We start from the raw sequence: 25,617 nt of genomic DNA, 5'->3' as shown, positions 1-25,617 counted from the left end.
GATGCACGGGCCACAAGGCCCGCCCAGAGGGGCGGGCCGAACCGACAAGGAGGTCGAAGATGGAAACGACAAGAATCCCGCTCTCCCAATGCGTCGAGAGCAGCTACCAGAACCGCAAGGAGCTGGGCGACGTGTCCGGGCTCGCCCGCAGCATCGAGGTGAACGGCCAGATCACGCCGCTCATCGTGGTGGCCGACGGCGAGACCTACCAGCTCGTCGCGGGGCACCGCCGCACCGCCGCCATGAGATCGCTCGGGCTCGACGAGGCCGACGCCTACGTGATGGACGGCTGGGACGACGCGCGCATCGCGCAGATCCTCAACGCGGAGAACAACCACCGCAAGGAGCTCACCGAGGCGGAGCGCGGGCGCGGCATCCAGACGATGCTCTCGCTGGGCGTGCCGGTCGCGGACGCGGCGGTGAGCGCCGACATCCCCGAGGGCAAGGCCGAGTCCTACGTGCGGGGCACGAAGGTCGTGCCCGTGGACGCCGTGAACCTGGACTTCGAGGCCGTGGCGCTCATGGGCGACTACGACGACGTGCTCACCGAGGACGACGTGGTGGCCGTGCTCTCCAAGAAGAGCTCCTGGGACCGCCGGGAGGTCTGCCGCAAGGCCCGCGCCCGCGCGGCGGCCGAGGAGGAGGCGGCGCGCCTGGAATCGCTCGGCGTCAAGGTGGTTGACCAGAAGGCCCTCGGCGACGGCTGCCACGGATGCGCCGGCGACTGCGGCCACCCGGGCCTCGTGGCCGTCGTGAAGCCGAAGGCCTGGAGCGAGGGCGCCGACGTCACGTTCTACTGCGACGACCCGTCCCACGAGCACCAGCCCACTCCCGAGGAGATCGCCGAGACGGAGGCTTACCTCGGGCGCAAGGCGACGCTCGACGCCATGGACGGGCGCATCGCGGAGTTCGCCAAGTCGATCTTCCCGAAGTTCCCCGGCAAGGGCCAGTCGAAGCTGCGCCAGTGGGCCTACGAGGCCTTCGAGGCCCGCTACGAGTGCGAGCCGAGCGACGCCTGGGAGGGTTTCAAGGAGCCGCGCGGCAAGGCCCTCGACCAGTTCATCCTGATGCGCACCATCCCCGCCTGCATCCCCGGCATCCCAGAGCGCACCCTCAGGTGCGGATACGAGCCGTGGTCCTACGACCTTGACGACCTGCTCGGATTCATCTCCTTCGCCGACGACGTGCTCATGCCCGCGGGCTATGAGCTCTCCGAGGAGGAGCGCGACCTGATGGACCACCTCCACGGGATCTTCGCGGCCGAGGACGAGGACGGAATCTTCGGCGAAGGCGATGTCGAAACCGAAGCGGACGACACTGACGACGAGCCGCCCTTCGATGTCGACGGGCAATCCCCCGACGAGCCCCCGTTCGACGTGGACGAGGAAGACGGCCCCGCCATGGCGATGGCAGCCTGACACCCCCTTCAGCCGCCCGGCCTTCCGACGGGTCGGGCGGCCCCTTCTCTTCTCATTTCCGATTCCAAGGAGGTACCGACATGAAACGAACGCTCGACGTGATGGTCGTGCCCGTGGGGCGCGAGCCCGAGCTGAAGACCCTCGAATCCGACGAGAGCGGCAGCTTCCTCAAGGCGCTCCAGGGCTGCGTGGGCGGCCCGATCGAGCCGCTTCCCTGGCTCTTCGACGACGCTCCCGCGGGCTACTGCGACGAGGAGGGGGCGCTCGGCGCGACGTTCCTCGACGCCAACCGGGCGGTCTACGCCACGAAGGCCATGGAGGAGGCCGGGTTCCTGAGCCAGCTCGACTTCTCGACGCCCGTGCGCGAGGGGGACCTCTACGCCATCGTGTTCGGCGACATGGTGTTCTGCGGCTTCGACCCCGAGACGGGAGAGAGCCGCGACATCGCCCCCGAGGAGTGCGAGCGCGTACGCGAGCGCTTCGGCGGCGCGGGGTCCATCGACTCGGGCGCGAGCGAGCTCCTGTCCCTCGCCCTGGCGGGCAGGTTCCGCCGATGAAGCGCCCCGAGAGGACGCCGCCGCTTCCCAGGCCGCCTCCCGCACTCGCCCCTCACTGAGCGGCGTCCACCTTGGGCGCAGGCTGCGCGGGACGGCGCCCGGCCGCAAGGGCCGCGAAAAACCTTCCGCTGAAAGACCACGTTCGTGACCGGAAGCTCAGGCCTGCGGTTTTCGCTTGCCCCCTTGCGCCCGGGCGCCCTCCCGCGCGGTCGCCGACCCAAGGAGGCGCCCCGAAGGGAGGGGTGCCGCGAGCACCAGGAGGTCATCATGGGAAACCGAGCGGTCATCACCACGCCGGAGCGCAAGGTCGGCGTCTACCTGCACTGGAACGGCGGGCGCGACACCATCGAGCCCTTGCTCAAGTACTGCGAGCTGCAGGGCTACAGGCCGCCGAGCTCGGACGAGTACGGCTTCGCCCGCATCTGCCAGGTGATGGGCAACTTCTTCGGAGGCTCCACGTCCCTGGGCGTCGGCGCGTACACCACCGACCGGCAGATGGACCCCGGCGACAACGGCATCTACGTCATCGAGGGCTGGCGCATCGCCGACCACCTGCGCACCGAATACGACTCGGAATGGAACCCCGTCGGGATGCGCTCCTTCGGCCCCTCCGAGGAGGAGGACTGGCACGACTTCGGCGACATGCTCCGCAGCTTCGACGCGTCCATGCCCGAGGAGCTTCGCCTCGGCGAGTTCCTGGACTCGGTGGAGGTGCCCGCCCGCGAGCTGCGAGTCGGCGACGAGGTGTGGATGTTCGACAGCATTTGCGGTAAGTGGGAGGCCTATCCCGTCGCCGGCTTCGGGCAGCCGAACGGCAACCGCATCGCGGTGGAGGCCGATGCCGGAGGCGGCAGGAAGAAGGTGACCTACCCCGACCTGCCCTACGTCGCCCACTACGACCACGATGGCGACTTCTCGTGGAACTGCAACAACTACGTCCACGGCGACATGGCCCGCATCCGCCCGCGAAGCGAGCAGGCCGCAGCCTAAGCGCCCGTTACTCTATCCAAGCCCGTCGGCCATCCGGTCGGCGGGCTTTCTCTTTGCCCCTCTCGCCCTGGCTTGCGAGAAGCCGCCCTCTCGCATTGCCCTTCATCTCGCATGACCGACCTCCGCATCCGGACAGCCCCTCCCACCTCTGAACCCGCAGGCTCGCCGAGAACCGCGCGCCCGCGCAAGGGCCGCGAAAACTTTTCCGCAGGAAGCGCCCCTTTTCCAAGACCTCCGGAAAACTCAGGCCCTTTCGGGTTTCGCTTCCTCCCTTGCACGGCCGGGCGAACCTCGGCGGCGAACGGGCCACGAGGCGGGACAAAAGGGCCCGCCCGGGACTTTAGGAGGTCTACCATGAGCAGCTTTGACGAGAGGGCGAAGCAGGCGGCCGCGGAGTTCCTGCGCAACCGCGGGTACACCGTGATCGAGGAGGGCTGGAAGAGCCCGGCAGGCACGGCCGACGTCATCGCCGAGGGCGACGGGACGCTCGTGTTCGCGGACGTGCAGGCGCGCAGCGGCGCCGACAAGGGCTTCGCGTTCGAGGTCGTCGGCGCGGGCGAGCGCGCGAGGCGCGAGATGGTCGCCCTGGCCTACCTGGCCGCCCACGACCTGCCGGCGACGGCGGTGCGCTTCGACAACATCTGCCTGACCGCGTTCGCCGAGGACCGCGCGCTCATCCGCCACCACGTCAATGCGCTGGGCGAGGCCCTTCTGGAGCATCCCGCCTCTACCGCCGCACCCATTCCCGATGCCCTCCCGGAGGCCGCCTAGACCTCCAGGCCTCCATCGCGAGGGGCAAGCCCTCCGGCCTTCGGGCCGGAGGGCTCTTCTTGCTGATCCTCTCTTGGCACGCCGAGCATTTTCCAGATGCTCCCCCTAATCCACCCTAAGACATCTCTGTTCGCCAACTCGCTTGCCGAGGACGGCTCGATCGCCTCAGCGAACGCAAGGAGCCATCCGCGCACCGCCGCACCTTCGTCCGCATACAGCATCGCCCCCGTCTTTGAGGACAGAATCGCCGTATGCACCTCATGGACGCCCTCGTTGCTGCATTCGGCAAGTTTCCTCGCCGCGAGCTCCGGGCTCAAAGACGTCAGCACATACGCGCTTCTCGTCAGTCCCCGCTCTCCGTTGATAATGGCGATGATCTCACCCGGACGCAAGCCTTCTGATTTTTCTAGTATTGAACGGGCCGCATCGACACTGGAAGAAAGGGACTTCTGGCAGATGTATTCCCGGAGCTCGTCGATGTCCCCGATCCTCTCCATGCTTTTCGGGAAGCCTCCCGTCTGCCAGCAGATGATTCCGTGCTCGACAGAGCTTAGCGCGGCCTCGGGCTCGGCGTCTATCGCTCGCTTCATATTGGAAACGACATCTTGTACTCTGACGTTCTGATCGGGGATGCACTTCTGAATCCCATAAAGGACTTCCAGGGCGTCACGGTATCGGTCAAAGCTGAGGCCGCCGTCGGATGGGGGAATAATCGAAGAGGCTATGTCTTCCACAATAACGGGGATGTCGGAGTTCTGGAACGAGCGGTGCTGCCATCTCGATATGGAGGCATCGGCCCTTTGGGCCGCAGCTCCTTCGGGATGATAGGCCAACTGGAACTCCCTGAGCTCTGCCGCTATGGTTTCGCTCTCGGCAACCTGGCCATGCTTCAGGTATCTCTCGATAAAGGGGAGTGCGGCCATCCCCTCACTTGAGGAGGCCTCCATGAAATGCTCCACGAAAGACTGCCCGCGCGAATCGTTTTGATCTGCCTCATCGCTCCCGCTGCGCATGGTGTCCCGTACGACCTTGCCCGACAATGCGAGGACGTTCTCCAGGGTCGCTATGCGGCGCGGGTCATCGCAGGAGCCCATAAAGTACCTAGTGCTCTCCAGCACATCGCATATGGACATGGCCCGCTTCAGCAGCCGCACATTGCTCTCGCCGGTTCCAAATAGGGATGCCAGACACCTGTTGATTGCGTCGGAGCATTCGCCTTCTTCACATCCCAGCAAGTCCTCTAGGCGTTTTCGAAAGAGCTCATGCGCCAATGCTTTCATGTCGGGCCCGAATGGATAAACGTGCCAGACCAGCTTTTCCTTGGCGGCGAGGTACTTTCTGCCTGCGTCTCCATCCTCATCACTCGCAGCGAGTTTGCTCCGAAGCTCCTTCTCGTTGGCAAGCAGTATCACTTTCCTCCCTTGGGATTCGATCATGGCATCCATCAATCCCAGGAGTCGAGTTTCATCCAAGAGGCATCGCTCCAAGTCGTCGAAAACGATGACCTTATCCTTACCGAGTAATAGCTCTACGAGGCTCCTCGCCTCGACGCTCATCTGAATTCCCGCTTTCTTCATCTGCCCCATCAGAGCTGAGATGCCCACATTTTTGCTAATCTGCTTAAAGCGAGAAGGGTTCTCAGGGCTCTTCTTCTTATGATGGAAAAAGCGCCCGAGCCTTCCCGAGAAGCTGCCGATATCGGCAAGGCTATTGCGGATATCGGACTCTTTCGAGGAGAGGATGGCTGATAGGAGCCGATCATAGAAAATGTCTTCGGAGGTTATCCCGAACATCGAAACTCGAATGATATGCCACCCGTCGGATGCTACTTCGCGTCTTAGACAGTTTTCGACATAGTGTGTCTTACCGCACCCCCATGGTCCGGTGACCATGATGGCGTAGTTGTCGCTATCGTCCCCAAGATACCGCTTGATTGCCTGCGTCAGCTCTTTTTCTTCCAACTGTGCTCCTTAGTGCCGGATTCTGTCTCCCAAATCATCTTTCTAATCTCGCAACAAAGCAAGAGGCCTATTCCGTGTACACAGTCCACGGAATAGCTCTTGGCCGCTGCGCGCCCTCTCCTTCCGAAGGCACGATTCGCTCACGTTCCGGGCAGCATCGCCATGGGGACGAACCTTCCCGAAACGGTACGGCGGCATCGCCCGCCTCGCTGCGCTCGGCTACGCTCTTTGCGGGGGATTCCCCGCGCCCCTGAAAGCGTCGGCCGAGCCTCCCTGGAAACCCAACTCGGAGGGAGGCCCGGCCGACGCGATGGAGCGACATCCCAAGCAGATCCATGTGCGCATGTCCGAGGGCGAGATCAATCGCGCGAGGGCGCTTGCCCGAGGCCTCGGCATGACGCTCTCCGACCTCATCCGCATACTCCTGCAGCTGCCCGCATCCTCCATCGCGGAAGGCGGTCGCCTCGTCGTCGTAGATCGAGTGACCGCCGTGAAGCTCGCTCGCGAGATGCGGCGGTGGGGGCATCACTACAACCAGGCGGCGCATGCCCTGAACGCCATCGCCTACTATCTTCGCGCCAACGACATGGACGCTGCGGACGTGCTGGAAGAGCTCGACCGGGCGTCGGAAAAGCTTGCCGCCATGCAGCTGGGCATCGAGGCGCTGCGCCGCGAGACGGAGGCCATATCGCAGCGCGCCATCGCGGGAATCGGCCGGTGACTCGTCGTGCCGATGCTCAAGACCATTGCCGGACACACCTCCTCCCGCGGCATCTGCCGCTACCTCACGCGCAAGAATCGTGCGCTCGCGAGCGACTACATCAACATCGATGCCCCCGACCCCGCGCACCCGGAGGCGGCCTTCGACTGGGCGCGCGTCATGGACTCCACACGTTGCGCCTTCGGCAACGACCTCCCCTGGCGGGGCAAGCGCGTGCGCACCTACAAGCACTACGTCGTGTCTCCCGACCCCAAGGACGGGATAGGGCTTGAAGCCCTGCGAAAGCTTGCGACGACCTGGGCGGCCGAGCACTTCTCCGAGTACGAGGTCGCCATCGTCTACCATGACGACAACGAGCGCGGCATCCCGCACGCGCACGTGGTCGTGAACAATACCAACATCGAGACGGGAAGGCGCCTGCAGGATCCCGCCCCCAAGGCCCTAGCCATATCCCTGCAGGATATCGCAGAGACGCAGGGACTATCCGCTCTGAGACCCCCCGAGCCCAAGGGATTGGCCGCGCGAGCGGCGAGACGTAACTCCAAGAGGAGCCCCGAGACCCATCGCAGCGAGTACGTGCGCCGCGCCGAGAAAGAACTCACAGAGCGCGGAGAGTACTCCTGGACGGCCGATATCCGCGCACGAGTGCGCATAGCCCGCACCGTGGCGAGGAGCGATACCGAGTTCAGGAACGTGCTTGCGGCCATGGGCGTCACCGTGTCCGACAACTCTCCCAAAGCACAGAGACGCGACTGGCTATACGCCCTCGCCGAACATCCCTCGCGGCGGATCTCAGGCGAACGCATGGGGCTCGCTTACGGTCGCGAGCGCCTTGAACCCGTTCTCCGCATGGGCGGGATGCGTAGGCTGGAAGACGCTGGGGAGCGCGCCATCGCAGCTATTGCCCGCCGCGCTCTTGCAGTTGGTGATCTGCGGGAGCTCGGAAGGCTGTCGGCGGCAGTGGCCTTAATCGAGTCGTCGCATGTACGATGTCTGGGGGACCTTGACGCGCTTATGCAGGAGGCCAGCGTGAATAACGCCGACGCTGCTCGCTACATAAGGGAAAGAGCCCTGCTTCCCGAGGAGCGTCCTGCAATTGCCCTTCAACATGCTGCAAAAGCACCGTCTACCGTGAAAAGCGCTCAGGACGCCGCAAGACGAACCCGGCCCAGCGCTCTTCAACCCATGAGGCAAAACACCCAAGAAAAACGAAGAGGAGGGACACAGAGATGATAATCAAAGCCTACTATGCCGGTGGTCGCATAGACGTGTTCGACACCGATCGCATGACTGACGGTATGCCGCAGCCGGGAAACCTACTTACGAACTACGCGCTCGATCTTGCGGACGCAGAAGAAGATAGCCTGTGGCTCCGCTCCTATTACTATGAAGCTACTGCTGCCTACAAAAACGACAGGGAGCCGACGGGCCTACCTATCGCCCGCAGACGCGACGGCTGGAGCTTTCTCCTCGCCGATGCCGAAGACCTGCAAAACATTAGCCGCGTTACTCTAGACGGGGAAACCATTCTCATCGCGATTTCAGGCGAGCTAATAAATACAGCAGCCCTCAACTGGGCTTGGGACATCATTGAAGAATACGCCCCGAAGGCCCTTGCTGCACATCGCAGCATCATGGGAGTCCTGCGTAACGAGAGCGAAGTCGACCCTATTGGTTTGAGCAGCGATGTCTTATTGATGTTGTGCGATCTTATTCCAAAATAGTGTCTGCCCGGATTGTGCCGCCTTTGCGGTTCTATTCGGGCAAATTCTCTTCCTCGAATGGCCCTTCTCGCTGCAAAGGGGTCCTGAGTTCTTCCCGCTCACAGTACTTCAATATATCTCCGGGCTGACAATCAATTTCTCGACAAAGAGCATCCAACAGTTGAAAGCGTATTGCGTTTGCCTTTCCGGTTCGCAATCGGCTCAAATTGGCCTCGGTTATCCCAATTCGAGCTGATAATTCTTTTGCAGTTAGTCCCCGATCACGGAGAATGCCGTTAAGTTCAACCGAAATGGTCATACTCTCCCCATGTGCATATAGCGTCCTTTTCTCAGAATAAAGATCTCAACTGGCAGGATATATCCAGCCAGTTGAGAATAATCATAGCATAGCCTACTTGTATGAAACACAGGGAAAATACTGTCGCTGTTTATCACGACCCGAGACCTTTGTTGGCACGAAAATTAGAGCATGCCGCGAAGCGCAGGGTTTATCGCTTCGAAAGCTGTCTGGAATGATCGGAGTTGATCGCACTGTTCTAAATGATATAGAACTCGGACGCGGCAATCCCAGAGTGATGACACTTGCTAAAATAGCCTCTGGTCTTGAGATTTCCCTCTCCGACCTGCTTATTGAGGATGATTGCTAGCGAGGTTCGCCAGTGAGGCCCCCAATTTCTCGTAGTAATGATAATTGAAGTCACAGTATGGATCACACCCGTCGATGCCTGCGCCTTCGTATACCGAGCGCGCTCTGCATCCCCCTCCACACAATAGGCGGTAGTCGCATTCGTTGCACTTAGTTATACGTGCGACATTTAGCGATGCAAAACTCTGTGCGAGATTTCCCTGCAAGATATTTTCTAGCGGCTCATCGAATATATTCCCCATTGCATAGTCTGGCCGATGAAGCATGTGGCACGGATATACGGTGCCGTCGGCGTCAACGCTTATCTCTTTGCAGCCAACACCGCAACTTGTTCGGGCAGACAGGTTGATGCCAAGCGAATCACGTGCATCTGTTAAAGGCATTCCCAAATCTAACAGACAATTCGCCAATCGGGTCAGTGCTTCCCTGTCGGGCAGTAAGTCGGCCAATGGATCCTCATTGCGAGGCTCACACGACAGCAAGCTATAATTCATGGTCACGCCAAGAGATCGAGATAGTTGTGCATATTCATCCAAATCTCCCACGTTTAAACGATGAATCGTCGGAATAATGTGAGCGTGTATGCCGAATTCCTGAATATTACGAACGGCTTGAACGAGGAGGCTAAAGCGTTGCTTTCCTCGAATGTAGGATGGCGTTGTTTCGCTATATCCGTCAAATGATACTGCAATAGAATCCACATAGGGACTCATTTCTTCAAGGGTTCTTTTGTTGAGACAGGTGCCGTTGGTTATGACGGTAGTTTTTTCGATGCCGCACTTTTTCGCATGGCGCACCAGAATTGTCAGGTCAGCGCGCAGAAAAGGCTCCCCTCCAGAAAAGAACAGGGAACGTGCCCCGGCTTGTGCTAACTGCTCGATTGCCCCCAGCATCTGTGTCGTAGACGAATCCTGGGATGAGTTACGAGAGTCACTCAAGGAATAGCATCCGGCGCATCGAAGATTGCAGTGTTGGGTCACGTGAAGATATGCGGACTGCAAGCTGTTATTTACACGAGGCATAGGCTCGAAATAGCCTGCTCGTTCGAGACATGCGATAAGAGGGGCATCTATTTCTTTGGCTTCCTGCGCAGACATGTCTTCCGTCAATAGCCTGTGACATAGCTCTTCCCCACGAGCAGTCAGCCCGACAACGAATCCGTTACTCAAATTGGCGATCATGGGTATGCCAGAATATTCAAACAATGTGACTAAGGGACTGAACTCCACTTCAATTACCTCCGTGTTTCTGGAAATGTTGCTCAACCGCGCTTTTTGCGCGTAACACAATTCTCAAATGTATAGCTTGCATTTGAATCAGGTTTGTGATTCGGAGGATGTCACGTTCCCCTAGATGCGCTACTCTTCTGCATTCTCCAGGTCTATAATATACACTCCTTTTTCAAGGTGCTCTGCTTCCTCATCGGTGATACGAATGAGGATGTCGCCCGGAGAGCAGTTGAGTTTGTCGCAAATTGCAAACAGTGTTGAGAAGCGTACGGATCTGATCTTTCCTTTTCGTAAACGCGATATATTTGCAGGGGTATGACCAGTTAGCTCCACCAGGTCTATACCTAGCACTCCGCGTTCTTTCATTAGCTTGCCAAGTTGAATTGCATATTTCATATATCCAGTCTACACCAAGTCATCCGTCTCTCGTTCGAGCGTAGAGCCATATTTGAACACCAACGATAGCGCGAAGCACACTATAGCAACGAGGATGCTTTCAAAATCTATGTCTACGGCAGTGCCCTCGGGCGCGGCACTGTAGAATGCCATCTTAGCCGCTCCGTCCTGCGCGCCAATTTGTGACCCCGGTGCAACGAGGAAATTGGCGACAGCAATCAACAGAAACAACACTCCGAGCAGTCGAATCTGATGCACTCGCAGCGTGTTAAATGGCGACTCTCCTCGGCCTATTTCCCAACAAACTCTCTCTAAAAGAAAAAGAACGAAACACGTCGCAAGGCTGCCAAGCAAAAACGGAGCTAAAGTTAGAAGTGACGCAGATCCGAAAGAGACGAAACCCAAAGGAGGAACTAGGATCCACGCCGCTATTGCCCCAATTGTGATCGCAAAAACTACGAGCACGACAAGAAAAAGGAGTCGCAATCTGCGGCACGTGACGGCAAGGCGAGATTTTGCGCTCTGGATGCGCAATAGCTGGTTATCCACAAAAGCCCAGCTTGTCTACTGCTTGTTTTCGCTGACCGCGATGGCACCATGGCTAATGCAAAACCCTGTAGGCCCAACATAGATACAGCCTGCCATGCAATCAAAATTCGAGAAGAACAGCATCGCAACTCCTTATGACTTATTACACTACGATAATTCATAATAATTCACGCTTTGCCCTTTGTCCAGACTGACTCGGCCTTGCAAATACGAGGTAATAAATCCGATGAGTCCAGTCGAGAATTGATCATTGTGGAGAAAAATGACCGTTTACATGGCTATTTGTCGCGCATACATCCCTACTCTAGTTTCAAAAGCGGGTCAAAAATTTTCAAAAAACAATAATTTGTTCTTGTGATTGTAAGATAATTGTTATATAGTAATTTTGCTGATCAGCTCAAATCCTATTGGATGAACGGAGGAGACATGAAGAGATTCAAAAAGATCGCTGCGTGTTGCGTGGCCTCGCTAATGCTTACTTGCGCTGTCGGGGTATCACCGGCTCTGGCGGACACCGCAAGCAAAGGTAATGTTCCGATCAATCGAACTTACAATGTATCTATCTTGGGCGGCACATGGCATAACCAAGGAACATCGGCCAATGCATATTCCAATTTCTATCACAAAACCAAGCGCCACACTTCAACAGTGAGCAGCTCCAAATCGACGACCGCAAAAACGGCGTCTGCAAATGCTGGCAGCTGGTCCTACGCCACTCTGGCTGGCCCCTTTGGCCCTTCGACTCTGTTTGCCTTTAAGTGCACGACGTCGTAGTGGAAGCGGAACGGAAATGCACTCTGGTGACAAAAGGACACGCCTATGATTAGGCGTGTCCTTTCCTTCATGCTAGTGTTAGTGGGTGCACTGGTACTAGTGAATACCGTCAATACCGCCGACCTCGCCGAACGCATTCAACGCAATGATGCTTTGAGCGGCTACACGCCGGTTCACGTCTGTAATGCAGAAGAATCTGTCGACCCCTCTTTATTTTGGAAATCATTGAAAAGATCTGCCGACGAAGCTGGAATTAACCTTTTTCGCAAGGTCAGTGGATGGACTCCGGCAGATCAGCCTTTTTCCTCCTACTATGCATATTTCTCACAAGACAATACGAGCTTTTTTGAATCATTCTCAATAGTTGGAATGAATCCACGTAATGTCAGCTTGACAAGCAGCGACTGGTCTTTCGGAACGAGCAACGCCGAACCGTTGCACCATAGCAGCGGCACAATAAGCGACATCGCGGCAAACGACCAGTGTCTCATTGTTCCTTTAGAGAAGGCGTTTGATTCGTATCCGATAATCGGCATATACTATGTTGAAGCACCAGTAGAAAATAGGGCTGAAGAATTCGTTTCGCTCGCAAATAAATACTTGCAGCAAGCCGATATATCGGCAACCCTGGCGTTTAGCTCAACTAATCAAGAAGCAACGGACTTGAGTTATGATGCGGGAGAAGTTGATGAGGGCCTCACTAACTTCGCTGTACTTTTATCTGTGCTCATTGTGGTTGCCATTATCGGCTACTACCAGCTAAGCGAGGCAAAGCGTTTTTCGATCCTAGCTCTTTACGGAAATGGCATTGTTTCGACTTGGTTCCAGGCATGCGGAAAATACCTATTCAAGGTAATCGGAATCTCGCTTGTGCTTTATGCTCTACTGGTAGCTTTTATTCCGGGCAGCTCGGCCGGATTAATTGTTCAAGTTGGCGCCAATCTAGCATACGCTTTTGGCATCATTCTCGTATCGTCTTGCGTAATTGCGCTTATAGTGCGTCCTCGAAATAACGCTCTTGCCCTAAAAGGAAGAAGTAGCGCCAAGAAACTTGCAATGGTATGTCTGGGAGCAAAAGCGGTGTTGTGTATAACATTGGCTGGCATGTGTGCATCCACTCTTGGCATGCAAGAAGCCCTCCAAGAAGAGGCTGCACGATACAAAAGTTGGTCTCAAGCCTCTCAGTACGGGATTTTTTCTCCACTAAGCTTAGGCTATGATGGCAATGAGCTGGAAACCAAGGTTATTCCAAGTATCGTATTCGATTTCTACCCGACTGCGACGAAAAAAGGGGCTCTCTATATTGATTCGTCGCAGTACCTTCCAATCGCATTAGCGAATAGCAGCCAAGAGTACCGTTCAATTACAGTAAACCCAAATTACCTCAAGGCATTCCCTATTGTTGATTGCCAGGGGAACATCGTAAACATTCAAGAAGTTGAGCAAAACTGGATTCTTTTGGTTCCCGAAGCCTATCGCGCCGAGGAGCAATCCATTCGAGAAAAGTGGGACCTCATGCGCAATCCAGATGAAGAGGGATTGACGCTTTGGGACAAAGACGTCGTGTGGTGCGGGCGAACCGTAGAATCGGTGCCTAGTGATCAAGCCATTGAAATAATCTGGGTGAAAAATAATCAGCAGATATTCGGCTTTAATCCCGAGATTGGTAAAGAGAACGACGGGAATATCAGCGACCCGATCATTGAAGTGCTCACGCTTTCAAATAGCTGCGGCATGGAACGATGGAACGCTATAACGGGAGGAATGGAGTCCGCATTAAAGATTCCTCTCGCTGAAGGCGATCCTGTAAGATCCTACGAAGAGTATCGCCCTCTTCTCTCAGAGTATGGGCTAGATGATAATTTAAAACAACTAGTCACACATGAGGGCGCAGTCTTTGAGGCGTTGCAAGGATTTCGTGATGCTCGAAATGGCCTAATCCTACAAATGTCATTAGTCTTGGTCGCCTTCATTATCATTAGCGTTCAGTGCTCAACGCTCTTATTCGAGATGAACCTTCGCCTTGCTGCTGTAAAAAAGGTTTTTGGTTACGGATTCTTTTCTCGCGAGGCGAGACCTATCATTGTTTGGGGATCACTATGGATTGCAACAGTCACGGGAATGGGCCTACTCCAATGGACCACGAGTTGGCCGACTGACGTCATGCAAATTGGCGCCACGAATCTCTTCAACGCAGTTGCTTGTCTCTTGATCATTGATACATGCGTCACATTCATGGCGCTTTACTTGAGTGACAGACGGCGATCAATTGATGTTTTGAAGGGGAATCACTGAAATAAGCTGGCCGCGAGTTGGAAAGATGCCCGTATGATAGTAGAAATTAACAAGCTTTGCAAAAGCTATGCTGACCGTATTGTTCTTAGCAACCTAAGCATGAGCATAGGGCGAGAAGAACTCGTCGCCATTGTTGGCCCAAGTGGTTCAGGTAAGTCCACCCTGCTCAATATTATTGGACTGCTCGATAGTCCAGACAACAATGGATTGAAGCTTTTTGGACAGACCGCCCCAAAGCCCAACTCTTCGAAAGCAAGACAGCTGCTGCGCACCAGAATTGCTTATATGTTTCAAGAGCCCGCGCTTGTAGACACTGAGACGGTGGAGGCAAATCTAAAATTAGCTCAGCGTTACTCGGATGTACCACGAAAAAAGCGCCAAGAGCAGAGGGAGGCCATTTTGGACGACATGGGCCTCGCTCATACCCTAAAGCAAAAAGTGTTTCGTCTTTCCGGGGGAGAGCAGCAGCGATTGGCGCTTGGGTGCATACGTATGCACCCAAGCGATCTCATCTTAGCGGACGAGCCCACGGGTTCTTTAGATGCAGCAAACAGGGATATTATCTTGAATTACATCGAAAACCTCGTTGCAGAAGGGAAGACCGCCGTGGTTGTTACGCACGATCCAGTCGTAGCTAACCGCGCCACAAGAGTGATTGAACTAATCTCTTAGCTAGTCGACAGATGCGCCATCGGCTATTGGCCGGATGCACTTCTGCAGAAAGTGGCTGGCTCCAATGGGGCAAGTTTGGCCACCAAGCTAGTCATCCCATTCGGCTTAATCCGACAGGCACCCAACCCCCCGTGCATTATCCGTTATGACGAACTATTTATTTGGCCGGACGGCGGAGAGGCCTTCGGCAGTAATTAATCTCGAAAGGACCAGGCAGGGGATGAGCGTGGCCGAACTTGCTCGTCGATGCGAGATAGACCGCAAAAGGCTCTGGTACGTTCTTGGCGGTCAGCGAGAAATGCGCGTTGATGAGTTCCTGAAGCTCTGTATCGCCTTGAAGCTTGACCCACGCAGCTTTGTCACCAGAAAAATGGTCAAAGAAGTGGCCGAGGCGACAGGGCGCAGCCTCAGCCGCTGCGATGACCAGGGCATATGAAGTGAAGAGCGCCCTATGGGGCGCTCTTCTGTGATTCCCTGTCCATTTCCGTCAGTGCAGACTATTCCTCCTGCGGCTTTTCCTCTTCTTCCGAATCCCCCTCTCCCGTCTCTTCGCTTTCTGAGGAGTCCTTGCGCTTGCCGCGGCGCTCGCGCAGGGCGGTAAGAGCGGCGATGAGGGCCGCTGTGACTACAAGGCAAATGAGCGGCACGACGTTGTTGGTGTCGCCCGTCTGGGCGAGCACGGCCTTGGGCGTGCCCGGGGCAGGGGGCGCAACAAGGTCGACGCTCTGCCCCTCGTCCTCGATGTCCTCATGGGTCGCCACGACCTCGCCTTCGAGCGCCAGGCTCTCGAAGGCCACCGTGCGGTGCCCGGCGAGCTGGCTTCCGTCGAAGGAGAACTCCACCTTGACCGAGCCGTTCGGCTCTTCCGGCGTGAACGCCACGACGGAGGTGAGCGGAAGACCGTTAGTCTCCACGGCCTTGGCGGTCGTCTTGTCGATGAGCGTGCCGGTGAGCACGTACTCGCGGCCGGGCTCCAGGTTCTCGTAGCGCACCTCGTCGACGATGGTCACGGAGTCGTCCGCTGTAGCCTCGTGATCGCCGTCGTCGGCGTCGGTCGCGGTCGTGGCTATCTCGGGCACGGGCCCGGTCATGCGCACTGTCTGGTTCGCGTTGTCGAGCTCTGCGTGCTCGTACACCGCCTCGCCGTCGCGGTACAGCGTCTCGAAGATCACAATGTCCGTTCCTTCGAGGCCCGTTCCGTCGAACTCGAAGCTAACGGTTGTGAAGCCGCTTCCCGCCTCGGGCGAGAACTCGGCCGAGGCCTCCACGGGACTGCCGCCCACGAGCAGGGGCTCGCCCGATGCCTTGTCCATGAGGATGCCCTTCACGGCGTAGGCGCCTCCCGGGACAAGGCCCGAGTAGAACACCTGGTCCTCGATGCGCACGCTGGCGTCGGCCGAGGCCTCGTGGTCGCCGTCCGTCGCATCGGAGGCCACCGTGCCGATCTCGGCCGCGGGCTCGACCTTCACCGTCTGGCCCTCGTCGTAGATGTCCGCGTGCGCCGCAATCTCGCGCCCCTCGTGCTCAAGGCTCTCGAAGGCCACGATCTCCTTGCCCTGAAGCGCAGAGGCGTCGAAGGAAAACTCGACCTTGACGGTGCCGAAAGGCGCGATGGGCGAGAAGTCCTTCTCGGACGCGATCTCGTTGCCGTCCACTAGCAACGGCTGGCTCGTCGCCTTGTCCATGAGCATGCCCTTGACCTTATAGGACTTTCCGGGCACGAGGTTGGCGTAGGCCACCTCGTCCACGACCGTGACCTTACCTTCGGGCGCGAGCGTGTGGTCGCCGTCGGACTTGTCGGTCGCCTCGGTGGATAGCTTGGGAATGGGCTGGTCGTCCACGGTTCCCAGGTCGATGTCGAGGCCGGTGGCCGTGGTGTCGCGGCTCACGTTGAAGGTGTCCGACCAGAGTGCGTAGCCCTCGTTGGCCTCGCAGCGCAGCTCCTCGATGTGGTACTCGCCGAAGGGAAGCGCGCCCAGCATGTCATCGGGTTCGGCCACCGATCCGTGCTCGCCCTGCCCGAACCAGATGCCGGAGCCCTCATCCACGTCTGCCGTGTCGATGTGGTCCTCGTTGAGCAGCACGTCGTTTGCGTTCACCGTGCCCTGGCGGCTGCGCCAGTCCGAGGAGGTTGAGAGCATCCCGTTGCGGTCGGTCACGGCCACGTGGGCCTCTCCGGTGGTCTCGTTGGTGATGAGGAAGGGGACATGGGCGAGCTTGCCGCCCAGGATCGCGCCCTTCTTCTGCAGGTGCATGTCGTGGCGCACCACCTGGTCATGCCAGAGCAGGGCCGCACCATCGCGGTCGGCCGCGACCACCTTGCCATCCTCGCGCACCTCGAAGGTGCGGGGAGCGCCGTCGGTGAGCAGGTAGCTGTCGTTGGTGGCCGTCTCGGCGATGGTATAGGTTCCGTAGGGCAGCGCGTCGGATGCGGTCTGGGCTGTGTAGGCCTCCTTCTCGGGGTTCCAGGCCGTCTCGACGACGGCCACGACCGAGCCTTTGGGACGGTAGGTATCCCCGACCATGACCCCGTGCTCGGAAGCGTTCATCACCGTGAACTCGATACCCTCAAGGGAGGCGCCGAGATAGCCCTCGTCGCTTAGCGCGGAGTGGTCGGCCCCGCCCAGGGCCTCGCTCGCCCCGAGCTCAAGGTCGTCCTTCTGCACCTGCACGCCGCCGCGCACCACCTCGTTCAGCATCCCGTCGGCCTCCACGAGCTGGTCGAACTGGCCGTCCTCTCGGATCTCCACCACGTGGCTCACGATGCCCTCGCCGGTGTAGCCGACGGGCGCTTTCGTCTCCACGATCTCGTAGGTGCCGAAGGGAAGGGCGCGGACGCCGGTCGTGGCCGTCCAGGCGTCGAGCGATTTGTTGTACTCGGTCGCGATAATCATGACGGCATCGCCGGGGGCGAACTCCTCGGATGCCTGGAAGCGCCCGTCTCCGTTAGAATCGTGCCAGATGGGGCTGGCGGAGCGGTTGTAAACGGTGAACTCGGCCCCCTCGAAGGTGGCGTCGCCCTGAGCGTAGTTCCAGAAATCGCCGTCCTCGTGTTCGTAGCGCTCGACGTCGCCCTTGCCGATGAGGATGCCGCCTCGCTGCACCTGCTCGCCGAACACGCCCTGCGGCTGCACCTCAATGACGGGCACGTCTCCCTGGGCCATTTCGGCCGAGATCTCGATGCGGTGAGCCTGGTGGTCGAGCAGATAACCCTCGGGGGAGTCGACCTCTCTCACCTCGACCTCGCCGAGAGGCAGTCCCTCGAACACGATGGTGGTACCGGAGGTCTCGCCGATCTGCGTCTCCACAGCACCGCCGCGCTCGTAGCGCGCCTGATAAGTCGCGCCGTCCAGCGATCCGTCACCTTGCGGGAAGGGACGCGACGTCTCGGCGTCGAACTTCTTCAACACGAGGCGCGCCGTGATGGGGGGCTCTTGGGACTTGAAGGCGTACCCGTTTTCCGGGCTCACCTCATGCACGTCCGGGTCGAGGGCGTAGCCGGGGGAGGGCTCGACCTCCTTAGCCCAGAACGTGTCGCGGGTCGCGCCCAGGCTCCCCGACTCGCCCGCGCCGCTCGCATCGGTGGTAATGGTCGTCAGCCGGTTGCGATCCGCCTTGGCATCGGCGCGGCTGGCATAGACCCCGTATACCGCTCCGGCGAGGGAGTAGTCGGGGTCGTACTCCGCCCATGTTTGAGAGGGTGCCTTCGACACGGCCACTATGGTGTGGTAGGTGAACGAAGCGATGACCTGTGTCGATGAGCCGGTATAGAGAAGAAAGGGTTCGAATGTCGAGGGAACTTCTCCCTTGCGCGCGGCAATCAGCCGACCCGTGGCTTCGTCGTTGGACAAGCCCCCCTCCTCGTCGAACCCGATCACGCTCCAGCGCGCCCAGCGGCGGAACTCCTCCGAGCACCCGAACAGAGCGTAGTCTCCGTCGCCCTCGTAGGTATCGGACATGAGGATATGGGCGAGGGCCATGTAACGCGAGGGAGTCATGGCTGTCCCGTCCTGCCATTTGGAGGGCCACAGCGACCTGTCAAACCCGGGCGAGCCGTAGGCGAACCACATGTCCGCCGCCATCTCGGCATCGCGGCCGCTGGGGGTCGAGAGCGGCTGCTTGTCGTAGGTGCCGGCATCGGGGGCAGCTTTGGAGGGGTTCGCGCACCAAGCCGGCTGGCCGTCGGCCTCGAACCACGTGGTGCAGTACGAGTCGTAGTCGATCTTGGAGCCCACCGTCAGCTCGACGCCCTGCGCGGCCCGCGCCTGCGCCGGGGCGAGGGCGGGCAGCAGCGCCCCGAGGGCGAGGGCGGCGGCCAGCAGGACGCGGATCGCCCGTCCGCCGCCGGCCGCCTCGGCCGCCCTCATCGGCCCTCACGATCCAAAGGGCGGCTCGCGCCGTCCTTCTCCATCGAGTCCGATGCCTCCTTGGCGGCGTCGGCGCGCTCGGCCAGCCCGCGCTCGTCCTTGGCGTGCTCCTCCGCGTAGCGCTTGCGCGCCTCGGACAGCGCCGTCTTGATCTGGTCGGGCATGACCTTGATGACCTCCTTCTCGCGCTTGCCGTCCTCGCCGACGATGGGATTGCCCTCGATGTCGCGCACGTCGCGGCGCAGCTGCACCTCGCGGTCGGCCAGAAGCGGGATGTCTCGCCAGTTCTCACCCCGGAACTTCGAGGGGTTCACGTACAGCGGGCTGAACTCGCAGCCGCCCACATCCTTGCCGTCGATGACGGTGTCGCCGGGCAGGCGCACGACGTTGAAGGTCTTCTCCTGCCCCGTCTTCTTGTCGGTATACTTGATGCCCTCGTGGACGAACGACTTGTGCAGCGAGATGTAGACGTTCTTCTTGGGGGCAGCGGTTTCCTCTGCCATAGCTTGTCTCCTTTGCATCTTGTCCAGGGCCTCCCGCCGCCGTGATGAGGAAAGGGCGGAGCCCTGCTTTCCTGGGGTTCTCTTCGGTTGCATGCGCGTCGCCTTTAAGGCCCGCGCGCCGATGCGCCCACGGCTGTCACCCGCCCATGATGTCGCGCGCCCAGGAACCGCTCTTCACGAGCGAGAGGATGAGCAGCACGCACATCGCCAGGTACTGCAGGGCGTAGGAGAGGCCGCCCACGATGGAGTCCACCACCGGCACGCCCGCGCCCGCGGCGTTGAGGCCTCCGAGCACTATCGGGAAGGACACCAGCAGCACCAGGATGATGACGCCCGCCAGACATACCGCGACGAAGTTCTTGAGGTAGCCGACTCCCATCTGGCGCGTCTCGTCGATGGAGGTGAGGGCGAGCGGGATGGGGCTGAAGGCGGCCATTATGTAGATCTGTATGGCGCGTGCCCAGCTCACGACGAGCGCCACCACGTAGGCGACGATGACCACGAGCCAGCTCACGAGGGCGACGACCAACATCGCGATCAGCGCCGCCACGTCGTCGTCGGTGGTGGTGATGGACACGGCGGCAAGGTCCATGGGCATTCCCGTCCCAAAGAGCGCGACCACCCGGTCGATGGCGAGCTTCACCACCTCGTAGACGGCCGCCATCAGCTCGAAGCTGTGCTGGATGAGGAAGAGGAACACCGCGAAGAACACCAGCATGAAGACGACTTCCTTCACGCCGGGCATCGAGGCATTGCCGTCCATCCTCTGCGACACCTTGATGAGCTGAACGGTGAACACGAACGAGAGCATCCCGCAGCCGATGGGCAGTATCGCGTGCTCCCAGACGCCCCGCACGAGGTCGTACATGGTGACGGTGCCCGCGCTCCCGAGCATCTGCCCGAAGTCGGAGGAGAGCACCCCTCCCGCGCCTATGGATTTCAGCATGTCGGCCTGGCTCGAGAATATCCAGTTGCAGGTGTCCCGCAGGATGCCGCAGAGCCATGCGTTGATGTCGCCCGCAATGTCCGCGAACGCGAGGTCGGGACAGGCAAAGGCAAGTGCGCACAGGAGCGCCGTCGCGCCGAACGCGAGGGCGAAAGCGCGGGCCGAGAGCGCCTCTTTTGCGAGTGAGGGCATGGGCGCCTCCTATCCTGCCACAGTGAACGAGCCGCCCTCGTAGACGGCGGTGACGATGGTGGAGACCGCGTCGTCCAGGTGGAAGGTCGCGCTCACGCGGCCGCCCCGCACGTCCACGTACACCTCGCCGTCGAAGGAGGCAGACGTGGATGTGGGCGCATGGCTCTTGCACCACTGCCCGATGGCCGATGCCAGCTCTCCGGCCTTCCCGTCGATGAGGCCCGTGTAGGGCTCGGCGAGACCCGTCACGGCCACCTCGGCGTTTGAAGGCGCGCCCTGGACGTAGCGCTTCTCGATCGCGAAGCCGTCGCAGGCGACCGAGAGAACCCCGTCCTGCTTGTCGACGATGAGCGTGGTCGGGGCCGGGTAGGGGTCGCCCTCTCGCATGAGGTCGATGTCGAGGTAGCGCTGGCCCTCCGTCTCGCCCGCGTCCTTCACCTCGAAGGCGGTCAGGCGCACGAACGCGCCGTCGGACTCGACGAAGGAGTTCTCGCGAAACGCCAGCGTCCTCTCGGGCGCTCCTTCCGCCTGCCAGGCGCTAGAGCGCAGGAGCGCCAGGGTCTCAGCCGCCGCGTCCTCCTCGGGGGCTTCCTGCGCAGCCTGGCTCGCTTCTTGGGCCCGCACCGCGTTCTCGACGGCAGCGGCGGTGCCCGTGGGCTCCGCCCCCTCCTCGACCGTGTGGGCCACCGAGCAGCGCACGGCTGTGCTGCCGACGACGATCGCCACCATGCCGATGGTCGCCGCCAGCATCAACTTGTTCTTCTTCTGCATGTCTTTCTCCTTGCCTATCGGTATCTGATGGCGCACGTGAAGTAGGCGATGCCGCTCGCGCGCCTGCAGACGTCGCCCGTATGGGGCTCGTGGATGTACTCGTCGCCGCCGACGTAGATGGCGACGTGGCCCGGCCGCCAGAGGATGTCGCCCGGCCTTGCCTCCGAGAGCGGCACGCGCCTGCCGGAAGCCGCCTGGTCCTCGGAGTTGCGGGGGATGGAGATTCCCGCCTGGGCGTAGCAGTACTGGGTGAGCCCCGAGCAGTCGAGCCCAACACCGGGAGAGGTGCCGCCCCAGACATAGGGCACGCCTAGCTGGCTCACGGCAGCGGCGATGATGGCGTTGCCGTCCGCCGCGCCTGAGCGGAAGTCCTCAAGGCTCATGCCGTCGAAGCGGCGCAGGCCCCAGGCGTCCATGGCGGACTTGAGGGAGGCCACGTAGTCGGAGGACGTGGCGTATCCCGCGTCCTTCAGGCCCTCTGCCATCTTGTCGGAGTCCTTCTCGGCGATGGCCTGGCGGATGAGCGCATTTCCCGCGTAGCGCTGGTTGGCGAGCAGCACGCGGCTCCGGAACTCGATGCACTCGCGGTGCCCCTTGAATACGGTGAAGTCCGCCATGATGCCGACCGTCTGGCCCCCGTACTCCTCGTTGGTGGCCCACGAGCTCTTGCCCGCCACCTCGGGGCAGCCGAGGAAGGACGATGCCCACTTGATGCCGAAGAGGTTCTTGTCGCGCTCGGCGAGCAGCGACAGGCGGTCGCCCATGCCGGACTCGCATATGATCTGGGCGATCGTGCACCCGGCGGGGTGGCCGTACCTCTCTTGGCATTCGAGGGCGGATTCCACCATCTCCATCGTGATGTAGGGCGGAAGGCCGTCGAGGGATGCCTTTGCGGCCTCGTTCTTCCAGAACCCGAAGATGGCGCTCGCGAGCTGGGAGACGACGAGCACGGCGAGCACGAAGCAGAGCACGCCCGAGAGCGCGCCCGCCACGGGCGCTGCTGCGGATGCGGCCGCCCCGGCGAGCGCCTTCGCGGCGCCCTTCCTCGCCCCCTCCCCGGCAGCCTTGGCGGCGGTCGCGGATTGGGGGGCCTTCGCCGCCCTTGCCCGCAGCCACGTCCGGCGCGACTGGGCGCGCCTCGCCTCGACCGCCCTCGCCTTGCCCTTGGAGCCAGTTCGCTTTGCCGCTGTGGTTCCGGCTTCGTTCCCGGTCGCGGCAGCGTTCGACGCGGATGCGGCATCGGCGTGCGCTCGGCGCCCAAGGGCCCTGGAGCCGGCGCGGGCCGTTCGCCAGATGCTCCCCGTGCCCTCAAGCTCGTCGGAGTCGTCGGCCTCGTCTGCTGCGGCGTCCGCCGCGAGCGCAGCTATATGCCGCCTTGCCTGCCATGCCGCCTTCCCCTCGCGGGCCGCGCCCGCGCTTTCGGTAGATGAGACCTTCAAGGCGCTCTTCCCATCTTCCGCGCCGTCTCGGCGCTGCCTCGTCGGGCTTTTCGGGCATCGGGGCTTTCTCCCCTCGGCCTTCCTGCCCGACGCTTTGCGCACGAGACCTTCGGAGGCTGCGTCGGCTCGCCCGGCGCGCGCCACCTCGGCAGCGTCCGGGGCGCCTTCCTTGGCCGTGAGCGCTGCGTTTGCGGAAGCGGCCGCGATGCCCGATCCCTTGGCGACGCCCGTCACTTCGAGCTGTCCTTTCGGCGCTGCGCCCGCTTGGCGAAGTCGCTCTCGCGCTTCTTGGCGGCGACCTCCTCGGGCTTGGTGTTGAACAGGTCGTAGAGCCTGCCCTTCGGGAAGTCGTCCTTCAGGGGCACCCGCGCCCCTCCCGCGATGAGAAGCCCCTCGCCAGCCCGCACCGACTCGTCGATGTAGGCGGCCTCCTGGGCGCTCATGTCGAGCAGTTCCGCCCAGGCGCGGCGGTCGAGCGGCGACTGCTTGTGCAGCAGCACGAAGTCGGAGTTGAGAACCATGTTGCGCGCCTCCTCGTGTTCGAGCATGCAGACGCTGTTCTGGGTGATGCCAGTGGCGATGAGGTTGAACTTGCGCCCCTCCGCCCAGTACTTCGAGAAGTAGCTGATGATGGCGGGGTGACCGAAGAGCGACTGCACCTCGTCGATGTAGAGCCAGGTTGTGACGCCCCGCTCGTAGTTGTAGTACATGCGGTTGCGCACGCACTCGAGCACCGCGATGATGCCGAAGGCGCGCATGTTCTCAGAGAGGTCCTTGAAGTCGATGTTGGTGATGCGCCTCTCGAAGCCGACGTTGGAGGGATGGTTGAAGAACGAGAGCGCCCCTTCCACGTAGCGCTCGTAGCGAAGCGCGATGTCGCGGGCCTCGGGCTCGGGCTGTCCTTTGAGGATGCGGTGGAAGTCGCCGAGGAGCGGGTCGCGCTCGTCCTCGGTCGCCTCGCGGTACGCCGCCTCCACGCACCGGCTGATGATGGACTTGTCGGCCTCGGGAAGGCCCTCGGCTCCCTCCGCCATGGTGGCGGAGGACAGCGCCAGGAAGGCATCTATCTTGAAGGCCATCTGCGCCGAGGGCGACTGGTGCGCCACGTCCGCCAGGTCGAAGGGGTTCAGGTGCGTGTCGGAGTCGGGGGCGAAGCGGATGGACTCGCCGCCGTTGGCGACGACCACCGGCGAGTACTCGCCCGCGGGGTCGAGGATGATCACCTCGTCATCAGGGTAGGCCAGGATCGTGTTCTCGATCTCTCGCTTGACCGAGAACGACTTGCCGGACCCGGGCTTGCCCGCGACGAAGCCCATGGGGGAAGCCAGCCGCTTGCGGTTGCAGAGCACGAGGTTGGAGGACTGCTTGTTCTGCCCGTAGTAGCCGCCGCCCGCCTGGGCGAGCTCCTGGGTGGCGAAGGGCATCTGGATGGCGACCTGGGCGGTCGTCATCATGCGGGACACCTCCACGTGGTTGTGCCCGAGCGGCAGCACCGAGTTCAGGCCCTCGCGCTGGCGGTAGTCGAGCGCGTCGGCCTCGATGGAGTTGCGCCGGGCGGTGGACACGATCTGCGTCACCTGGTCGTCGAGCTCGGCGCGGGTCCCCGCGTAGGTGTAGACGAGCCCGGTGTAGACGTAGAGGCGCTGGTTCCTGTTCTGCAGGTGGTCGAGAAGGTCCTCGGCCTCCTCCTTGGAGTACTTGAGCTCCGAGGGCAGTATCTGGAAGTCGTATCCCTTCTTCACCGCGCTCATCTGCTCGTCGATGATCTCCTTGTCCATCCAGGCAATGCGCTTCTTCACGAAGGCGACGGCCTTGGACTTGTCCATGGCCTGCACGTGGATGGACACGGCAAGCGGTATGGGGAGGTCGATGATGTCGGCGAGGCACCGGTCGGAGAGCTCGCTCCCGAACCGGTTCATGGAGAGCACCTGCCCCCATGTGCCCTCGGTCCTGAAGCACGCGCACGACCCCTCCGGCTTGAAGTCGAGGGAGGCGGGGCAGATGAGGTCCTTGCTGGTGAGGCCGCTTGCAGCGCCCACCGCCTCCCATGAGAACAGGTTGGGTTTCCCGGGGCGCAGGAGGCCGTGGATGGCGTCCAGCCGCTCCTCGCCGGAGAGCGGCCGCGCCGTGCTCCTCATCTTCGCGAGCGTCTGCTCGGCGTCGGTCCTCATGCGGGCCAGCTTGGGCACGGCCTCGTCGATGCTGGCCGCCCCCACGGAGAACGTGAGGTAGCGCTCGCGCGTGAGGTTCGACACGCCCTCGCGCATCTTCTCGTTGAGGATGCGGTTGTACTCGGCGGCGTAGGCCGCGGTGTCGGGGTCGTCCTCGGCGAAGAAGCGCTTCCTTCCGATGAGGTCGGCCGGGATGGGGCGGTTGACGATGGACAGCTGTACGCAGCTCTCCGCGCCGAAGTAGTCGAACAGCTGGCACCATCCGCTGAAGATGGCCTGCTGGTTCTCCTCGCGGGCGGACTGGTAGCTGATGTCGTCGAAGGCGAGCGTCTGGCTGAAAAGCCCTTCCTCCACCTGCGCGATGCCGTTCTCGTACATGAGGTCGAACCCGATGGCGGCGTACACGTCGCGCGCCGCCCGCCGGGCCTTCCTCTTCTCGGCCATGCGGTCGGTGAGCTGGCGCTCCTGCTCGGCCATGCGGCGACCGAGCGACTTGCCGAGTTTCGGGTTTCGCGAGGGCTTCAC

Annotated in this window: 22 protein-coding genes; 12 read left to right on the top strand and 10 right to left on the bottom strand. The window is 60.8% G+C overall.

All coding sequences use genetic code 11. The annotated features are described in order from the left end of the window. Positions 1–59 precede the first annotated feature (59 nt). The 4 genes from ACTOXK_RS07910 (at position 60) to ACTOXK_RS07895 (ending at position 3,736) form a co-directional block, all read left to right on the top strand. A complete protein-coding gene (locus ACTOXK_RS07910; RefSeq protein WP_482277651.1) occupies positions 60–1,418 on the top strand; it encodes a ParB/RepB/Spo0J family partition protein in 1,359 nt (452 codons plus the stop codon). 80 nt (positions 1,419–1,498) lie between these two features. Beyond that, positions 1,499–1,975, top strand: a complete 477-nt coding sequence (locus ACTOXK_RS07905; protein ID WP_482277650.1) for a DUF3846 domain-containing protein — start codon at positions 1,499–1,501, stop codon at positions 1,973–1,975. A gap of 267 nt (positions 1,976–2,242) precedes the next feature. Then, the gene (locus tag ACTOXK_RS07900) at positions 2,243–2,965 is read left to right on the top strand and encodes a hypothetical protein (protein ID WP_482277649.1); all 723 of its coding nucleotides are present in this window, start codon (positions 2,243–2,245) and stop codon (positions 2,963–2,965) included. Between the two features lie 354 nt (positions 2,966–3,319). Then, positions 3,320–3,736 (top strand): YraN family protein, encoded by a 417-nt coding sequence (locus ACTOXK_RS07895; RefSeq protein WP_482277648.1) that lies wholly within the window; start codon positions 3,320–3,322, stop codon positions 3,734–3,736. Here the strand turns inward: ACTOXK_RS07895 and ACTOXK_RS07890 are convergent. Then, on the bottom strand, positions 3,733–5,697 hold the full coding sequence (locus ACTOXK_RS07890) for a P-loop NTPase fold protein (RefSeq protein WP_482277647.1): 1,965 nt from the start codon (positions 5,695–5,697) through the stop codon (positions 3,733–3,735). The genes ACTOXK_RS07895 and ACTOXK_RS07890 overlap by 4 nt on opposite strands. Before the next feature lie 310 nt (positions 5,698–6,007). Between ACTOXK_RS07890 and ACTOXK_RS07885 the strand changes: the two genes are divergently transcribed. The 3 genes from ACTOXK_RS07885 to ACTOXK_RS07875 are packed head-to-tail and all read left to right on the top strand — an operon-like array spanning position 6,008 to position 8,142. Then, on the top strand, positions 6,008–6,418 hold the full coding sequence (locus tag ACTOXK_RS07885) for a hypothetical protein (protein ID WP_482277646.1): 411 nt from the start codon (positions 6,008–6,010) through the stop codon (positions 6,416–6,418). Between the two features lie 12 nt (positions 6,419–6,430). Then, on the top strand, positions 6,431–7,651 hold the full coding sequence (locus ACTOXK_RS07880; RefSeq protein ID WP_482277645.1) for a relaxase/mobilization nuclease domain-containing protein: 1,221 nt from the start codon (positions 6,431–6,433) through the stop codon (positions 7,649–7,651). After that, on the top strand, positions 7,648–8,142 hold the full coding sequence (locus ACTOXK_RS07875) for a hypothetical protein (protein WP_482277644.1): 495 nt from the start codon (positions 7,648–7,650) through the stop codon (positions 8,140–8,142). The genes ACTOXK_RS07880 and ACTOXK_RS07875 overlap by 4 nt, the downstream gene beginning before the upstream one ends. 31 nt (positions 8,143–8,173) lie before the next feature. Here the strand turns inward: ACTOXK_RS07875 and ACTOXK_RS07870 are convergent, their stop codons facing one another. After that, positions 8,174–8,440, bottom strand: a complete 267-nt coding sequence (locus tag ACTOXK_RS07870; protein ID WP_482277643.1) for a helix-turn-helix domain-containing protein — start codon at positions 8,438–8,440, stop codon at positions 8,174–8,176. A gap of 97 nt (positions 8,441–8,537) precedes the next feature. On the opposite strand from ACTOXK_RS07870, the gene ACTOXK_RS07865 reads away from it, so the two are divergent. Continuing rightward, positions 8,538–8,789 (top strand): helix-turn-helix domain-containing protein, encoded by a 252-nt coding sequence (locus ACTOXK_RS07865; RefSeq protein WP_482277642.1) that lies wholly within the window; start codon positions 8,538–8,540, stop codon positions 8,787–8,789. On the opposite strand, the gene ACTOXK_RS07860 is transcribed toward ACTOXK_RS07865, so the two are convergent. Both ACTOXK_RS07860 and ACTOXK_RS07855 read right to left on the bottom strand, forming a co-directional pair. Continuing rightward, complete coding sequence (locus ACTOXK_RS07860; RefSeq protein ID WP_482279275.1) at positions 8,770–10,053, bottom strand: radical SAM protein; 1,284 nt, start codon at positions 10,051–10,053, stop codon at positions 8,770–8,772. The two genes, ACTOXK_RS07865 and ACTOXK_RS07860, sit on opposite strands and share 20 nt — an antisense overlap. A 93-nt stretch (positions 10,054–10,146) precedes the next feature. Next, on the bottom strand, positions 10,147–10,413 hold the full coding sequence (locus ACTOXK_RS07855; protein WP_482277641.1) for a helix-turn-helix domain-containing protein: 267 nt from the start codon (positions 10,411–10,413) through the stop codon (positions 10,147–10,149). Between the two features lie 960 nt (positions 10,414–11,373). Between ACTOXK_RS07855 and ACTOXK_RS07850 the strand changes: the two genes are divergently transcribed. From ACTOXK_RS07850 to ACTOXK_RS07835, 4 genes are all read left to right on the top strand, one after another. Beyond that, entirely contained in the window at positions 11,374–11,736 is a 363-nt protein-coding gene (locus tag ACTOXK_RS07850; protein WP_482277639.1) for a lactococcin 972 family bacteriocin, read from the top strand. Between the two features lie 45 nt (positions 11,737–11,781). Further along, positions 11,782–14,031, top strand: coding sequence for a hypothetical protein (locus tag ACTOXK_RS07845; RefSeq protein WP_482277638.1), 2,250 nt, complete (start codon positions 11,782–11,784; stop codon positions 14,029–14,031). A gap of 33 nt (positions 14,032–14,064) precedes the next feature. Continuing rightward, positions 14,065–14,703: an ATP-binding cassette domain-containing protein gene (locus ACTOXK_RS07840; protein ID WP_482277637.1), complete on the top strand. Its 639-nt coding sequence runs from the start codon at positions 14,065–14,067 to the stop codon at positions 14,701–14,703. Between the two features lie 220 nt (positions 14,704–14,923). Continuing rightward, the gene (locus ACTOXK_RS07835; protein ID WP_482277636.1) at positions 14,924–15,139 is read left to right on the top strand and encodes a helix-turn-helix domain-containing protein; all 216 of its coding nucleotides are present in this window, start codon (positions 14,924–14,926) and stop codon (positions 15,137–15,139) included. A gap of 61 nt (positions 15,140–15,200) precedes the next feature. Here the strand turns inward: ACTOXK_RS07835 and ACTOXK_RS07830 are convergent, their stop codons facing one another. The 6 genes from ACTOXK_RS07830 to ACTOXK_RS07805 form a co-directional block, all read right to left on the bottom strand. Further along, positions 15,201–19,070, bottom strand: a complete 3,870-nt coding sequence (locus tag ACTOXK_RS07830) for a VaFE repeat-containing surface-anchored protein (RefSeq protein WP_482277635.1) — start codon at positions 19,068–19,070, stop codon at positions 15,201–15,203. Beyond that, the gene (locus tag ACTOXK_RS07825; RefSeq protein WP_482277634.1) at positions 19,067–19,573 is read right to left on the bottom strand and encodes a DNA gyrase; all 507 of its coding nucleotides are present in this window, start codon (positions 19,571–19,573) and stop codon (positions 19,067–19,069) included. Before ACTOXK_RS07825 ends, ACTOXK_RS07830 begins: the two co-directional genes overlap by 4 nt. Before the next feature lie 136 nt (positions 19,574–19,709). Continuing rightward, entirely contained in the window at positions 19,710–20,711 is a 1,002-nt protein-coding gene (locus ACTOXK_RS07820) for a VirB6/TrbL-like conjugal transfer protein, CD1112 family (protein ID WP_482277633.1), read from the bottom strand. Positions 20,712–20,720: 9 nt separating this feature from the next. After that, positions 20,721–21,482, bottom strand: coding sequence for a hypothetical protein (locus ACTOXK_RS07815; RefSeq protein ID WP_482277632.1), 762 nt, complete (start codon positions 21,480–21,482; stop codon positions 20,721–20,723). A 14-nt stretch (positions 21,483–21,496) separates the two neighbouring features. Next, complete coding sequence (locus ACTOXK_RS07810) at positions 21,497–22,474, bottom strand: NlpC/P60 family protein (RefSeq protein ID WP_482277631.1); 978 nt, start codon at positions 22,472–22,474, stop codon at positions 21,497–21,499. A gap of 677 nt (positions 22,475–23,151) precedes the next feature. After that, positions 23,152–25,617: a VirB4-like conjugal transfer ATPase, CD1110 family gene (locus ACTOXK_RS07805; protein ID WP_482277695.1), complete on the bottom strand. Its 2,466-nt coding sequence runs from the start codon at positions 25,615–25,617 to the stop codon at positions 23,152–23,154.

This window comes from Adlercreutzia sp. (assembly GCF_056795635.1).
The sequence above is the reverse complement of the archived record's forward strand: the minus strand, read 5'-3'. Positions and strand labels throughout refer to the sequence as shown.